The sequence below is a fragment of the Frankia sp. Allo2 genome (assembly GCF_000733325.1).
Taxonomy (GTDB): domain Bacteria; phylum Actinomycetota; class Actinomycetes; order Frankiales; family Frankiaceae; genus Frankia; species Frankia casuarinae.
Genome location: NZ_JPHT01000028.1, coordinates 45,083 through 59,534, shown reverse-complemented (window position 1 = coordinate 59,534; position 14,452 = coordinate 45,083). Strand labels below are relative to the sequence as shown.

11 protein-coding genes and 1 rRNA gene are annotated in these 14,452 nt (G+C 72.0%); all 12 read right to left on the bottom strand.

Annotation, left to right across the window (positions count from 1 at the left end; translation table 11 throughout):
• Positions 1-170: ribosomal RNA gene (locus ALLO2_RS17255) — 16S ribosomal RNA — on the bottom strand; the annotation flags it as partial.
• A gap of 567 nt (positions 171-737) precedes the next feature.
• A complete protein-coding gene (locus ALLO2_RS17250; protein ID WP_011437552.1) occupies positions 738-1,376 on the bottom strand; it encodes a DNA-3-methyladenine glycosylase in 639 nt (212 codons plus the stop codon).
• Between the two features lie 26 nt (positions 1,377-1,402).
• Positions 1,403-2,797: an argininosuccinate lyase gene (argH, locus tag ALLO2_RS17245; RefSeq protein ID WP_035733421.1), complete on the bottom strand. Its 1,395-nt coding sequence runs from the start codon at positions 2,795-2,797 to the stop codon at positions 1,403-1,405.
• Between the two features lie 77 nt (positions 2,798-2,874).
• Complete coding sequence (locus ALLO2_RS17240; protein ID WP_011437554.1) at positions 2,875-4,077, bottom strand: argininosuccinate synthase; 1,203 nt, start codon at positions 4,075-4,077, stop codon at positions 2,875-2,877.
• 165 nt (positions 4,078-4,242) lie between these two features.
• Entirely contained in the window at positions 4,243-4,893 is a 651-nt protein-coding gene (argR, locus tag ALLO2_RS17235; protein ID WP_023841505.1) for an arginine repressor, read from the bottom strand.
• Positions 4,890-5,912 (bottom strand): ornithine carbamoyltransferase, encoded by a 1,023-nt coding sequence (argF, locus tag ALLO2_RS17230; protein ID WP_035733405.1) that lies wholly within the window; start codon positions 5,910-5,912, stop codon positions 4,890-4,892. Before argF ends, argR begins: the two co-directional genes overlap by 4 nt.
• Positions 5,909-7,243, bottom strand: coding sequence for an acetylornithine transaminase (locus ALLO2_RS17225; RefSeq protein ID WP_084588473.1), 1,335 nt, complete (start codon positions 7,241-7,243; stop codon positions 5,909-5,911). The genes argF and ALLO2_RS17225 overlap by 4 nt, the downstream gene beginning before the upstream one ends.
• Positions 7,240-8,328 (bottom strand): acetylglutamate kinase, encoded by a 1,089-nt coding sequence (argB, locus tag ALLO2_RS17220; protein WP_011437558.1) that lies wholly within the window; start codon positions 8,326-8,328, stop codon positions 7,240-7,242. Before argB ends, ALLO2_RS17225 begins: the two co-directional genes overlap by 4 nt.
• A complete protein-coding gene (gene argJ / locus ALLO2_RS17215; RefSeq protein ID WP_011437559.1) occupies positions 8,325-9,491 on the bottom strand; it encodes a bifunctional glutamate N-acetyltransferase/amino-acid acetyltransferase ArgJ in 1,167 nt (388 codons plus the stop codon). Before argJ ends, argB begins: the two co-directional genes overlap by 4 nt.
• Positions 9,492-9,618: 127 nt before the next feature.
• On the bottom strand, positions 9,619-10,647 hold the full coding sequence (argC, locus tag ALLO2_RS17210; RefSeq protein ID WP_011437560.1) for an N-acetyl-gamma-glutamyl-phosphate reductase: 1,029 nt from the start codon (positions 10,645-10,647) through the stop codon (positions 9,619-9,621).
• Positions 10,648-10,711: 64 nt separating this feature from the next.
• The gene (gene pheT, locus ALLO2_RS17205) at positions 10,712-13,258 is read right to left on the bottom strand and encodes a phenylalanine--tRNA ligase subunit beta (protein ID WP_035733402.1); all 2,547 of its coding nucleotides are present in this window, start codon (positions 13,256-13,258) and stop codon (positions 10,712-10,714) included.
• 3 nt (positions 13,259-13,261) lie between these two features.
• The gene (pheS, locus tag ALLO2_RS17200; protein WP_011437562.1) at positions 13,262-14,365 is read right to left on the bottom strand and encodes a phenylalanine--tRNA ligase subunit alpha; all 1,104 of its coding nucleotides are present in this window, start codon (positions 14,363-14,365) and stop codon (positions 13,262-13,264) included.
• Between the last annotated feature and the right edge of the window lie 87 nt (positions 14,366-14,452).

The window sequence follows — 14,452 nt, the reverse complement described above, 5'->3', positions numbered from 1 at the left end:
GTCATATCCGGCATTAGCCCCGGTTTCCCGAGGTTATTCCAGAGCTCGGGGCAGGTTGCCCACGTGTTACTCACCCGTTCGCCGCTGAGAGCCGAAGCTCCCCGCTCGACTTGCATGTGTTAAGCACGCCGCCAGCGTTCGTCCTGAGCCAGGATCAAACTCTCCATCAATGCATTGAGAGCGCCGATGCAAAAACATCGACAGACCCCGACATCGACAGCAGACCCTCACAGGCCCACCACCGTGTCCAAAGGAATCCCTCACAACCCAACCAGACAGCCACCCCACCACGTGGGACACCACCCAGCCAGGCCATGAACGGGGTAAAACAATTGGCACTGACAATCGGCACGCTGTTGAGTTCTCAAGGAGCAGGCGCTACTGAGTAGACGTCGCAAGACGTCGCCCTCAGGCGGCTTGCTGGCTTCTTACAAAATTCTGGAGGATGCTCGTCAGTTACTCCCCAGACGGGGGCTGCCGTACATCTGCCACACGCGCCCCTCGGGGGGGCAGTCACCGACCGCATCCGTGGTACTCGGCGGATCCGGTGTCTCGCTGACAGAGAGAACATTACGGGTGGATGACGGGGGACGTCAAATCAATCCCTTACCAAGATATGTGATGTACGTCACACCTTCTCAAGACCAGTTCGTTGTGATCTTCTGATATGGGACGCTTGATGGTCTGGGCCGGAAGACTGACACCCGGAACACGGGCCAGAGCATCACCGGGTCGACTCACCTGGGTCGACGCGGCGGCCGCGGGCCGCTGACCGTCGCCTCGCCAGCGAGCCAGAATCGCCAGGGCCATTCGGTCGCCACCCGAATCCCCGCCCGGGGGCCGCGGCGGACCCGGCCGCCGGAGATACCGGGCGGGCCGGGAGGACGGATCCCCCGGCCCCCGGCCAGTGCCACCGTGACCGGCCCCGGGCCGGTGATCGTGGTTCCGCTCAATGCGCCGGTCACGGCGAGCGCCCGTCCCAACCGGCCGGGGCCACGCGCCAGGTCCGCCTCGACCAGGCGCGGGAAACGNCCCGCCACGAGGTCACGACCCGCCACGACCTCTCCGGAGCGCAGGAGCACGGCCGACGCCGAACCGACCGGTCCGCACACTACGTTCAGACACCAGTGGACGCCGTAACTGAGGTAGACGTAGGCCCGTCCCGGCGGTCCGAACATGACGGCCGCGCGCGGCGTCGGGCCGCGGTAGGCGTGCGAGGCGGGATCGTCCAGCCCCCCGTACGCCTCGACCTCGGTGATCCGAACGGCGACCGGCCCGTGCCAGACCGTCGCACCAAGAAGAGCCGGTGCGACGGCCAGAACGGGCCGGTCATAGAAGTCCACCCCGTCCGGCGCGGCACCGTCCGTCGGTGCCATGCCGGGCGAGGATTCGGGTAGTGCCGTCAGCCCACCGCCCAGGCCTGGTCCCGGTCCAGCACCGGACGCAACGCGGCGATCTGCTCGCGGACCCGGTCGGGAGCGGTCCCGCCGGGGGCCGAGCGGGCCTCCAGCGCTCCCCGCACCGACAGCACCTCGCGCACGTCCGGGGTGAGCAGGGGGTTGATCATACCGAGATCGTCGTCCGACACCTCGTCGAGATCGACGTCGTGGGCCACGCACCACGACACGAACTGGCCGACCGCCTCGTGCGCCTGACGAAACGGCACCCCTCGGCGCACCAGGTACTCGGCGACATCCGTGGCCAGCGCGAAGCCGTCGGGCGCCGCGGCGACGAGCCGCTCGCGACGGACCCGCATGGTCGCAACCGTGCCGGTCAGCGCGGGCAACACCAGCAGCAGGGTGTCGACCGCGTCGAAGACCGGCTCCTTGTCCTCCTGCAGATCGCGGTCGTAGGCGAGCGGCAGTCCCTTGAGGGTGGCCAGGAAACCGGTCAGATCCCCGATGAGCCGGCCGGACTTCCCCCGGGCCAGCTCCGCGACGTCCGGGTTCTTCTTCTGCGGCATGATCGAGCTACCGGTCGCGAAGGCGTCGTCCAGTTCGACCCAGCCGAACTCCCTCGTCGTCCAGAGCACGATCTCCTCGCCGAGCCGCGACAGGTGCACCCCGATCAGGGCCGCCACGAACAGGAACTCGGCGGCGAAGTCCCGGTCGGAGACCGCGTCGAGGGAGTTGGCGAACGCCCGGTCGAACCCCAGCTCCGCGGCCACCCCCTGCGGGTCGAGCGGCAGCGAGGAACCGGCCAGTGCCCCGGCCCCCAGGGCGCTCACCGACGCCCGGACGTCCCAGTCGCGCAACCGGTCGATGTCCCGGACGAACGCCTGCACGTGTGCCAGCAGCTGATGACCGAAGGAGATCNGCTGGGCGTGCTGCAGGTGGGTCATCCCGGGGGCCGGGGTGTCGACGTGCTGCTCGGCAAGCACGACCAGCGCGTGGGACAACTCGGTCAGCCGCGCGGCCACCTCGCGGGCCGAGTCCCGCAGGTAGAGCCGCAGGTCGGTGGCGACCTGGTCGTTGCGGCTCCGGCCGGCCCGCAGCTTTCCGCCCAGCGTTCCGAGCCGTTCGAGCAGACCACGTTCGAGGGCGGTGTGGACGTCCTCGTCCTCGACGGTCGGGCGGAACCGGCCCTGGGCGACCGCGTCGGAGAGCTCGTCCAGGGCGGCGAGCATCGCCGCGAGCTCGTCGGCGTCGAGCAACCCGGCCCGGTGCAGGACCCGGGCGTGCGACTTCGACGCGAGCAGATCGTAGGGCGCCAGCCGCCAGTCGAACTGGACGCTTATCGACAGCCGGGCGAGCGCCTCCGCCGGGCCGCCGGCGAAGCGCCCGCCCCACAGCCGCATCGGCGCCCCGTCACCGGGCGCCCCGTCACCGGGCCCTCTGCGCGTCGTGTCGTTCCCGCCGGGCGGGTGCGTCGCGGTCACGGGTTCAGCCGCTGCTCGCGCGCCGCCCAGACCTTCGTCGGCAGACCCCAGAGCTCGATGAACCCGCGGGCGTCGCGCTGGTCGAACTGGTCGCCGGCGTCGTAGGTGGCCAGTGCGTGGTCGTACAGACTGGCCGGGCTGCGCCGGCCGACGACCTGGGCGACGCCACCCACGAGCCGGATCCGCACCTCCCCGGACACTCCGGCGCTGGCGGAGTCGACGAAGGCGTCCAACGCGCTCTTCAGCGGCGAGTACCACAGACCGTCGTAGACGATCTCACCCCACCGCTGGTCGATGCCCCGCTTGAACCGGGCGACGTCCCGCTCAAGCGTGAGGTCCTCGAGGTCCCGGTGGGCCGTTAGCAGCGTGATCGCCGCCGGGCACTCGTAGATCTCCCGGCTCTTGATGCCGACGAGCCGGTCCTCGATCAGGTCGATCCGGCCCACGCCGTGGGCGCCCGCCCGGACGTTGAGCTCGGCGACGAGATCGGCGAGCGGGAGGGAGCGCCCGTCCAACCCCACCGGGACACCGTCGATGAACGAGATGGTCACCTCGTCGGGGATCCGCGCGACGGTGGGGTCCGCGGAGTAGACGAAGACATCCTCCGGCGGCTGGGCCCACGGGTCCTCGAGGACGCCGCACTCGGCGGTGCGGCCCCACAGGTTCTGGTCGATGGAATACGGCGATTTCTTCGACACGTCGATCGGCAGGCCGCGTTCCTCCGCGAAGGCGATCGCCTTGTCCCGGGTCATCCCCGAGTCGCGCACCGGGGCGAGCACGCTCAGCCCGGGGGCGAGCGCCGCCACCCCGACCTCGAAGCGCACCTGGTCGTTGCCCTTGCCGGTGCAGCCGTGCGCGATGGCGTCCGCCCCGTGCTCGCGGGCCGCGGCGACCAGATGCCTGACGATGACGGGTCGCGACAGGGACGAGATCAACGGATACCGGTCCATGTAGAGCGCATTGCTCTTAATCGCCGGAGCGACGAAGGACTCGGCGAACTCCTCACGGGCGTCGACGACGATCGACTCGACCGCGCCACAGGTGAGGGCGCGCTGCCGGATGGCCTCGAGGTCCTCGCCGCCCTGGCCGACGTCAACCGCCAGCGCGACGACGTCGGCGCCGGTCTCGGCGCCGATCCAACCGATGGCCACGGACGTGTCGAGGCCGCCCGAGTAGGCAAGCACGACGCGTTCGGTCACAGTACTTATCTCCTTATGTCGTTTTATATCAGAATCATGTTGAATTATTGAAAATCACGCCAGGCTGGTTAAAGAAAAACCGATGAGTGCTATTTTTAGCAAAAATTAGCGCTATGTTCATCAAGGATGCCGGGAAGGCCGGTTCACGGCGTCGCCGGCGCACCGCTACGCATCCTGGTCTGGCACGGCGGACGATCCCGTCGACGCTCCCCGCGCCCGGCCGTCGGCGAGCCACAGGAGATGAGCGGCGAGTGCCGGACCCCTCGGACCAGCATGCCCTCCCTGACCAGCGGGATCTCCCGGACCGACCGAACTCTCCGGACGGACCGAGCTCTCCGGACGGACCAGGGCCTCGGCTGCGGGAGCCGACCGGCAGACGACGAGCACCGTGTCATCCCCCGCGATCGTGCCCATGACCCCCGGAAGCGCCTCCCGGTCGAGCACCGAGGCGAACAGCTGCGCGGCGCCCGACGGTGTGCGCAGCACGACCAGGTCGCCGTTGGCCTCCGCGGAGACCAGCAGTTCCTCGCAGAGCCGGGTGAGCGACAACCGGACGATCTCCGCCGGCGCGAGGTTCGCCTCGACCGCGTAGACCAAGCCGCCGTCCGGACCGCGCACCTTGGTCGCCCCGATGTCCTCCAGATCACGGGACAGGGTTGCCTGGGTAACCTGGACGCCCTCGGCGGCCAGCAGACGCGCGAGCTCGGTCTGTGAACGCACGCCGCGCTGACCGATCAACGCCGCCAGCCGAGCCTGGCGGGCGTGCTTGGTCAACGGCGCGGCACGCGCGGCCTCCGCGCCTGCTTCCGAGGTCATCGCCCGGTGCCCCCCACCGACGATGCGCCCCCCACCGACGATGCGCCCCCCACCCCGGACGCGCTTCCGGCGGTGCCGGTCGGACCGACGCCCTCGGACAGCAGGATCGACAGCAGGGCCTTCTGGGCGTGCAGCCGGTTCTCGGCCTGGTCGAACACGACCGAACGGGGTCCGTCGATCACCGACGTGGTGATCTCGAGCTCCCGATGCGCGGGCAGGCAGTGCATGACGATCACGTCGGGCGAAGCGGCCTCGACGGCCTTCTCGTCGAGGCGGTACGGCTGGAACACCAACGCGCGGCTGTCCGACTCACTCTCCTGACCCATCGACGCCCACACGTCGGTGTAAAGCACGTCTGCCCCGGCGGCGGCCTCCAGCGCGTCGTGCATCACCAGCGCCTCCCCCCCGGTCACCATGCCGATCTCATTGGCGTGCCGCACCACCTGCTCGAACGGCTCATAGCCGGGCGGCGAGGCCACGTGCACCCGCATGCCGGCCGACGCGCCGGCGAGCAGCAGCGAGTGCGCGACGTTGTTGCCGTCGCCCAGGTAGGTCNGGGTCANCCCGGCCNGGCGNCCCCGCCGCTCCCGGATCGTCTGCAGGTCGGCCAGGGCCTGGCAGGGATGGGCGTGGTCGGACAGCGCATTGATCACCGGAACGGTGGCCGCCGCCGCCAGCCGCTCCAGCCGCTCCTGCGCGAAGGTACGCACGACGATCGCGTCGACGTACCGGCTCAGCACGGCGGCGGTGTCCTCGATGGTCTCCCCCCGGCCAAGCTGCGCGCTCGCCGCGTCGATCACCACCGGGTGGCCGCCGAGCTCAGCGACGCCCACGTCGAACGACAGTCGGGTGCGCGTCGACGGCTTCTCGAACAGCAGCGCCACCGAGCGCCCGGCGAGCGGACGCTCCGTCAGCCGGGTGACGCGGCGGCGTGCCTTGAACCCGTCGGCGAGGTCGAGCAGAGCGGTCTGCTCCGCGGGGGTCAGGTCGGTGTCGAGAAGGAAGTGTCGGACCGTCATGCGCTGACCCTAGAGCCCGGGGCTGACGCGGACTGCGCCGACGCGGACTGCGCCGACGGAACCCGGGCGGCGAGCGCGTCGCCGACGATGCCGGGCAGGGCCGCGACGAAGGCGTCCACCTCGGCGGCGGTGAGGATCAGCGGTGGGGCGAGCCGGATGGCGTCGGGGGCGACGGCGTTCACCAGGTAACCGGCCTCGCGGGCGGCCTTCNCCNCCGCCGGCGCGAACGGGCCGTCGAGCTCGATCGCCCGCCACAGCCCCTGTCCCCGGACCCCCGCCACGCCGGGCACGCCCGCCGCCCGGATCGCCGCGGCCAGCCGCTCCCCGAGCCGCGACGCGTGTTCAAGCAGGCCCTCGGCGGCGATCGTGTCGAGCACCGCGAGCGCCGCCGCGCAGACGATCGGGCCGCCGCCGAAGGTGCTGCCATGANCCCCCGGGCGNAACAGCGTCCCCGCCGCGCCGATGCCGACGCAGGCGCCGACGGGCAGGCCACCGCCGAGTCCCTTGGCCAGGGTGATCACGTCGGGCAGCACGCCCTCGGCCTGGTGAGCGAACCACGAGCCGGTCCGGCCGATGCCGCTCTGTACCTCGTCCAGGACCAGCAGCGCGCCGGCGGAGTCACAGACAGCCCGCGCGGCGGCGAGGTAGCCGGTCGGCGGCGGCACGACACCGCCTTCACCGAGGGTCGGTTCCAGGAACACCGCCGCGGTCGCCTCGCTGACGGCGGCGCGCAGGGCCGCGCCGTCTCCATAGGGCACGAACCGGACGCCGGGCAGCAGTGGCTCGAACGGTGCCCGCTTGGCCGGCTGACCGGTAATGGACAGCGCGCCCAGGGTCCGACCGTGGAACGAGCCCTCGGTGGCGATAATCTCCGGACGGCCGGTCCGGCGGGCGATCTTGATTGCTGCCTCGTTGGCCTCCGCCCCCGAGTTGCAGAAAAAGACCTTCGCCCCCTCGGGCGGAAGCCCGGGGCTCGGCGCGCCGACCCGCAGCAGCTCGACGAGCCGTTCGGCCAGCAGCACCTGAGGCTCGTTGGCATAGAGGTTCGACACGTGGCCGAGAGCGCCGAGCTGGCCGACGACGGCGTCCCGGACCGCCGGGTGGCAGTGACCGAGCACGCTGACGGCTACCCCGCCGACCAGGTCGAGATATTCGCGGCCGTCATGGTCCCACACCCGGCTGCCGGCCCCCCGGGCCAGGGAGATCGCGGGTCGGCCGTAGGTCGCCATCACGACGGCGTCCCGCCGGGCGATCAGATCGGCGTCCTTAGCGATCTCGGCGTTCACTGGGTTCACTGGGTTCACTGGGTTCTCAGCGATCTCGGCGTTCATGGCGTTCCTCCGGTCGGTTCGCCGGCCGGAACGATCCCGGCCGGGCGCGCGGCGGGTGCGGGGGGCGTACCCGGCTCAGGCGAGGTGCCCGACTCGGCCATGATCAAGGTGCCGATGCCATCGTCGGTGAAGATCTCCAGGAGCACCGCGTGCGGCACCCGTCCGTCGAGCACGTGCGCCTGCGGAACACCGCCACGCACCGCCCGCCGGCAGGCCTCCATCTTGGGAATCATGCCGGCGGTGAGCGAGGGGAGGAGCTGTTCGAGCTCGGTGATGCTCAGCTCACTGATCACCTCGTCGCTCGCCGGCCAGTCCGCGTAGAGGCCCTCGACGTCGGTCAGGACGACGAGCTTCGTAGCCCCGAGCGCGACGGCGAGTTCGGCGGCGGCGGTGTCGGCGTTGACGTTGTAGACCCCGCCGTCGACGCCGCGGGCGACCGACGCGACCACCGGCACCTTCCCGGAGCCGAGCAGGGCGTTGATCGTCTCCGGTCGGACCTCGACGATGTCGCCGACCAGGCCGACGTCGACCTCCCGGCCATCGACGATCGCCGGGCGGCGCCGCGCGGTGAAGAGGTTGGCGTCCTCACCGGACAGCCCGACGGCGAACGGGCCGTGGTCGTTGACGAGCCCCACGACGTCCCGATTGACCTGGCCGAGCAGGACCATCCGCACGACGTCCATGGTCTGTGGGGTGGTGACCCGCAGGCCGCCGACGAACGTTGAGGGGACACCGAGGCGCTCCAGATGCGCGGTGATCTGCGGACCGCCGCCGTGCACGACGACCACCCGCAGCCCCGAGTGGCGCAGGAACACGACGTCGGCGGCGAAGGCCTCGCGCAGCGCCGGCTCCGTCATCGCGTTGCCGCCGTACTTGACGACGATGGTCGCGCCCTGGAACCGCGACAGCCACGGGAGCGCCTCGATGAGGACCTGGGTCTTCGCGAGCGCCGCATGGCCGCGGGCGGTGGCGGCCGGGCCCCGCCCGGTGCCCCCGCCCGGGGCGGCGTCGCCGGTGCTGCCGGTGCTGCCGGTGCTGCCGTGCCCACCGTTCGAAGGCGGCGGCGTCCGGGTCGGGGCGTTCATGTCGAGTACGCCGAGTTCTCGTAGACGTACCCGTCGGTCAGGTCGTTCGTCCAGACGGTGACCTCGGCATCGCCGGCGTGCAGATCGACGCCGATGCGCACCTCACGGCCGGACAGGTCGACGAGGTCGCGGTCCTCGCCGGGGGCCCCGGCCCGGCAGACCCGCACCTCGTTGATGGACACGTCCAGCGCGTCGGGCTCGAAGACGGCCTTCGTGGTGCCGATCGCGGCGAGCACCCGTCCCCAGTTCGGGTCCTTGCCGTACAGAGCGCACTTGAGCAGGTTGTTGCGGGCGACGGCCCGGCCGACCTCCAGCCCGTCGTCCTCGGTCGCGGCTCCGGTCACGGTGATGGCGATGGTCTTCGTCGAACCCTCGGCATCGCCGAGCATCTGCTGGGCGAGGTCGATGCACACCTCGGTGACCAGCCCCGTCAGCTCCGCCTCGGGCAGGCTCACCCCGGCGGCGCCCGAGGCCAGCAGCAGCACGGTGTCGTTGGTGGACAGGCAGCCGTCGGAATCGACCCGCTCGAAGCTGACCCGCGAGGACGCCCGGATCACCCGATCGAGGGTGGCGGCGTCCGCGACGGCGTCGGTGGTGACCACCACGAGCATCGTCGCGAGCGACGGCGCCAGCATCGCCGCGCCCTTNCCCATCCCGCCGATGGTGACACCCGGGGTCGTTGACGAGGTGCGGACCGCGGCCTTCGCGACGGTGTCGGTGGTGCGGATCGCCTCCGCAGCCGCGGCGCCGGCGGTGTCGGTGTCAGCGAGGTCCGCCACCGCCTTGGTGGCGCCGGCGAGCAGGTTGTCCATGGGCAGGCGGACGCCGATGAGACCGGTCGAGCAGACCGCGACGTCGCCGGCACCGAGGCCGAGCGCCCCGGCGACGTGCTCGGCCGTGGCATGGGTATCGGCGAATCCGGCCGGACCGGTGCAGGCGTTCGCCCCGCCGGAGTTGAGGATGACGGCGCGCAGCCGGCCGTCGGCGAGGACCTGGCGGGTCCAGAGCACCGGAGCCGCCTGAACCCGGTTGGCGGTGAAGATCCCGGCGGCGGCGTCGGACGGCCCGTCGTTGACGACGAGCGCCACGTCCGGACGGCCGGACGGCTTCAACCCGGCCGCCACTCCGGCGGCGCGGAAGCCCCGTGGGGCGGTAACGCTCAACTCAACCCTCTCCTGTCTCCTGGCCGCGTTGCTGATCGATGTTGCTGATCGATGCTCCCGCGTCCTTACCGACCTACCGATCTACCGACCGATCTACCGACCTACCGATCTACCGGGCCGAAAACGGTCAGGGGGCGATGCCCTGAGCGGTCAGCCCGGCGGTCTCGGGCAGGCCGAGCATCAGGTTGGCGCACTGCAGCGCCTGGCCGGCCGCGCCCTTGCCGAGGTTGTCGATCGCGGTGACGACGATCGCCCGGCCGGTCTCCGGGTCGAAGGTCCCTTGCACATGAACGGCGTTCCCGCCGAGCGTCGCCGCGGTGTGCGGCCAGCGCCCCGGCGGCAGCACCCGGACGAACGGCTCCCCCGCGTAGGCGGCCCGCAGCGTCTCGTACACGGCGTCCGCGTCGGTGCCCGGGGTGGCCCGGCCGGTGCTGGTCGCGAGGATGCCGCGGGGAAGCGGGGCGAGCACCGGGGTGAAGGACACCGTCACGGTCATACCGGCGGCCCGGGAGAGGGTCTGCGTGATCTCGGGTCTGTGCTGGTGGGTGCCCACCTTGTAGGCGGTCAGGTCACCCATCACCTCGCTGCCGAGCAGGTTCACCGTGGCCGAGCGCCCCGCGCCGGACGTGCCGCTCGCCGCGACAACGACCAGGTCGGCGGGCTCCACGAGGCCGCCGACCAGCAGCGGCACGAGCCCGAGAGAGGTCGCCGTGGGATAGCAGCCCGGAATCGCCACTCGCCGGCTCGCGGCGATCTCCGCCCGTGCCCAGGGGAGCTCGGGCAGGCCGTAGGTCCAGGTCCCGGCGTGCTCCCCCCCGTAGGCGCGCCGCCACGCCTCCGGGTCGACGAGCCGATGATCGGCACCCAGATCGGCGACCCGCACGGTGTCGGGCAGGGTGGCCGCCACCGCGGCCGACTGACCGTGCGGCAGCGCCAGGAAAACGATGTCCGCGTCGGTCCCGGCCAGCGCGGCCGCGTCCGTGAACACCCGGCCCTCCAGGTCGGGCAGGTGGGGATGCACCTCCGTCACCGGCAGGCCGGCGGACGCGTTCGCGGCCAGCGCACCGATCTTGATTTCGGGATGGGCGAGGAGCAGGCGCAGCAGCTCTCCGCCGCCGTACCCACTCGCCCCCGCAACTGCTACCGTCACACCCATGATTGCAATTTTATACACGCCAACTCATGATCATGCAATGATGCTGGCGTAACCCGTCTCGGCCTCAGGCGCGCAGGGACGCGCCGGTAAGCTCCGCCGCCCGGGCGACCGCCGCGTCCCGCACCGCGTTCGCCTCGGCGGCCGTCAGCGTCCGGTCCCCGGCGCGCAGCCGCAGGCCGAAGGCCAGCGAGCGCTGACCGACCCCGACCTGGGCGCCCTCGAAGACGTCGAAGAGGGTCAGGGACTCCAGCAGGTCACCGGCTCCGGCCCGCAGTGCCGCCGTCACATCGGCGACCGGCACCTCGATCGGCACGACGAGCGCCACATCCCGGTCGGCGGGCGGATAGGTGGAGATCGTCGGCGCGATCATCGGCGGCGCCGCCGACGCGACCTCGATCAGGGCATCGAGGTCCAGTTCCATCGCGCCGGCCCGAGGCGGAAGCCCGACGTCGCTGAGCACCCGGGGGTGCAGCTCACCCGCGTGGCCCACGACCCGGCCGTCGATCGAGAGCTCCGCGAGGCGGCCCGGGTGCCAGGGCATGACATTGCCGGCTCTGACCGTGAGGGTCACGCCCACCGCCTCGGCGACCACGTGCGCGGCGTCCACCGCGTCCGCCCAGTCCGCGTCCCGGGCCGGCGTGGACCAGCCACCTGGCTCACGGCGCCCGGTGAGGAGCGCGGCGACGTGGCGGGGCTGGCCGGGCAGGGNCGAGTCCAGAGCGGCGATCTCCGCGGCGGAGGGCCGACGATCCACCGGCGGGGTGNCGACGTCCGTCGGGATCCGTTCGCGTTCCCGGAACACCAGACCGCTCTCGAACAGGGCGAGATCGCGCTGCCCCCGGCCGATGTTGCGCACGGCCGCCGCGATCAGTCCGGGTAGCAGGGTCGTCCGCAGGTAGCCGGCGTCCTCGGCGATCGGGTTCGCGATCCGGACCGCCGCACGCCGCGGGTCGGCCGCGGCCAGGCTGAGCGCGTCGGCGGCGTCCTCGGGTACGAACGGCAGGGTAAGCACCTCGGCGAACCCCGCATGGGCCAGCGCCCGGCCCACCGCGCGGTGCATCCGCTGCGCGGCGGTGAGCCCGCGCCCCGCGGGCAGCGACGGCAGGGTCACCGGGATGGTGTCGTACCCCTCCAGCCGCATGATCTCCTCGACGAGATCGGCGGGCCGGGNCAGGTCGGGACGCCAGGACGGCGGCGTCGCGATCAGAACACCGGGCAGGTCCTCGGTCGCCGACCCGTCAGCCACCGCGCAGCCGACGTCGACGAGCCGGCGCCGCACCACCTCGGCGGGGTAGGGCCGGCCGGCGAGGCGTTCCGGTTCCGTCAGCGGCAGGGTCACCGGCGCCGGGGCGGGGCGGTGGTCCAGGTCGGTCACGCCGGGCTCGGGACGGGCGGCGGCGAGCTCGGCGAGCAGGTCGACGGCCAGCGCCGCGGCGACCGGCGCGAGTGCCGGGTCGACGCCGCGTTCGAAACGCCGCGACGCCTCCGAGGACAGCCGGTGCCGGCGGGCGGTGCGGGCCACCGTGATCGGGTCGAAGTGCGCAGCCTCGAGGACGATGTCGGTGGTCGTCGCGGACACCTCCGTGCTGGCCCCGCCCATCACCCCGGCGAGCGCGATCGGACCGGTGTCGTCGGCGATGACCAGATCCTCGGGGTCGAGAGTGCGGTCGACCCCGTCGAGGGTGCGCAGCGTCTCTCCGGCGACGGCCCGGCGCACAATGATCGCGCCGGCCAGCTTCGCCCGGTCGAAGGCGTGCAACGGCTGGCCGAGGCCCAGCAGCACGGCGTTGGTGACGTCGACCGGCACCGAGATTGACCGCATCCCGGACAGCGACAGCCGCCGCTGCCACCCCAGCGGGGTGGTGGCCCGCGAGTCGACCCCGGTCACCACCCGGGCGACGTAGCGGTCACACGCCGCGGTGTCCTCGACGACGACCGGATAGGCCTCCCTGGCGGGCCCCGGGACGGCTGCCGGGTCCGCCGGCGCGCCCGGGTCCGTGAACGGCAGCGCGAAGGCGGTCGCCGCCTCCCGGGCGATCCCCCGCACCGACAGACCGTAGCCCCGGTCCGGGGTGACCGCGATGTCAAGCACCTCGTCGGCGAGATCGAGCAGCTCGGCGACGTCGGCGCCGATCGGCGCCCGCGGCGCGAGCACCAGGATGCCGTCGGACTCCTCGCCGAGGCCCAGTTCCCGGGCCGAGCAGATCATCCCCTCGCTGACATGGCCGTAGGTCCTCCGCGCGGTGATCTCGAACCCGCCGGGCAGCACGGCGCCGGGCAGCGCGACCGCCACCCGGTCGCCGACGGCGAAGTTGTGCGCCCCGCAGATGACGCCGCGCACGCCCTCGCCCCTGGATCCGGCGCTCTCGGCTCCGGCATCCTCGGCTCCGGCGCTCTCGGCGACCCGGACCTGGCACCAGCGGACGGCCTTCTTCTTCGTCTCGACGATCTCGAAGTCGACGATCTCCCCGACGACCACGCCGGAGAACTCGCCCCCGACGCTACGCAGTCCCTCGACCTCGAAACCGGCCCGGATCAACGCGTCGGCGACGGCCCGCGTGGGCGGCAGCCCCGCCACATACTCCCGCAGCCAGGACATCACGATCAGCATGGGTCAGTCCTCGATTCCGAACGGCAGGCTGAACCGGACGTCACCGTCGACGAAATCGCGGATCTCCCGGATGCCATGGCGGACCATCGCGGCCCGTTCCAGCCCCATCCCGAACGCGAAACCGCTGTACCGGGTCGGGTCGACCCCCGCGGCCCGCAGGACGTGCGGGTCGACCATGCCGCAGCCGCCGGCCTCGATCCAGCCCTCGTCCGAACAGACCCGACAGGGCTGGCGGGCCGCCTCCCCGCGGCAGGCGAAGCACTGCACGTCCAGTTCCGCGGACGGCTCGGTGAACGGGAAGAACGACGGGCGCAGCCGCGTCGACAGGCCCGCCCCGAACAACGCCTGGGCGAAGACCTCCAGGGTGCCGCGCAGGTCCGCCATGGTGATGCCCCTGTCCACGGCCAGACCTTCGAGCTGGCCGAAGACCGGCGAGTGCGTCGCATCGATGGTGTCGTTGCGGTATGTCCGCCCCGGGCACACGACGTACACGGGCAGCGGGCGGTTCAGCAGGGAGCGGATCTGCACCGGGGAGGTGTGGGTACGCAGCACCCGGCCCGCCCCGGTCGGCGCGACGTAGAGCGTGTCGTGCTCGCTGCGGGCCGGGTGATCGGGCGCCATGTTCAGGGCCTCGAAGTTGAACCAGTCGTGTTCGACCTCGGGTCCCTCGGCGACCTCGTAGCCCATCGCCACGAACACGTCGGCAAGCCGGTCGGACAGGGCGGTCAGCGGGTGGCGGGCACCACGGCGGCGGCGGTCGACGGGCAGGGTCACGTCGACCCGTTCCTCGCGCAGCACCCGGGCGTCGCGTTCGGCGGTGAGTTCGGCCAGCCGGGCGTCGTAGGCGGCCTGTACGGCCGTGCGGGCGGCGTTGTGCCGGCGACCGGCGTCGGCACGCTCCGCACGGGGCAGGGCACCGAGCTCCCGGCGGGCCAGCACCAGCGGTGCGGAGGCACCCTGGATGTGGGCGGTACGGACGGCTGCCAGCGCGTCGAGATCGGCGGCGGCGCGGATCGACTCCCGCGCCGCGTTGACGGCCGCGTCGAGCTGATCGGGGTCGAGGGCGTGGACCCGGGACGGGTCGACAGTCTCTCCAGGGGCGGGCACGATGCTCATCCTCGTCATCGGGTGAAAAGCAGGGTCATCCCGGCGGGAAGCCGGGGTCGTCCGGCCTGCGGCGGGGTTCGTCCGGNC

Bases quoted from the DNA above. Each gene is read 5' to 3' on its own strand.
- argR (WP_023841505.1), bottom strand. From the start codon at position 4,893: ATGACCTCGGAAGCAGGCGCGGAGGCCGCGCGTGCCGCGCCGTTGACC.
- argB (WP_011437558.1), bottom strand. From the start codon at position 8,328: ATGAACGCCCCGACCCGGACGCCGCCGCCTTCGAACGGTGGGCACGGC.
- argC (WP_011437560.1), bottom strand. From the start codon at position 10,647: ATGGGTGTGACGGTAGCAGTTGCGGGGGCGAGTGGGTACGGCGGCGGA.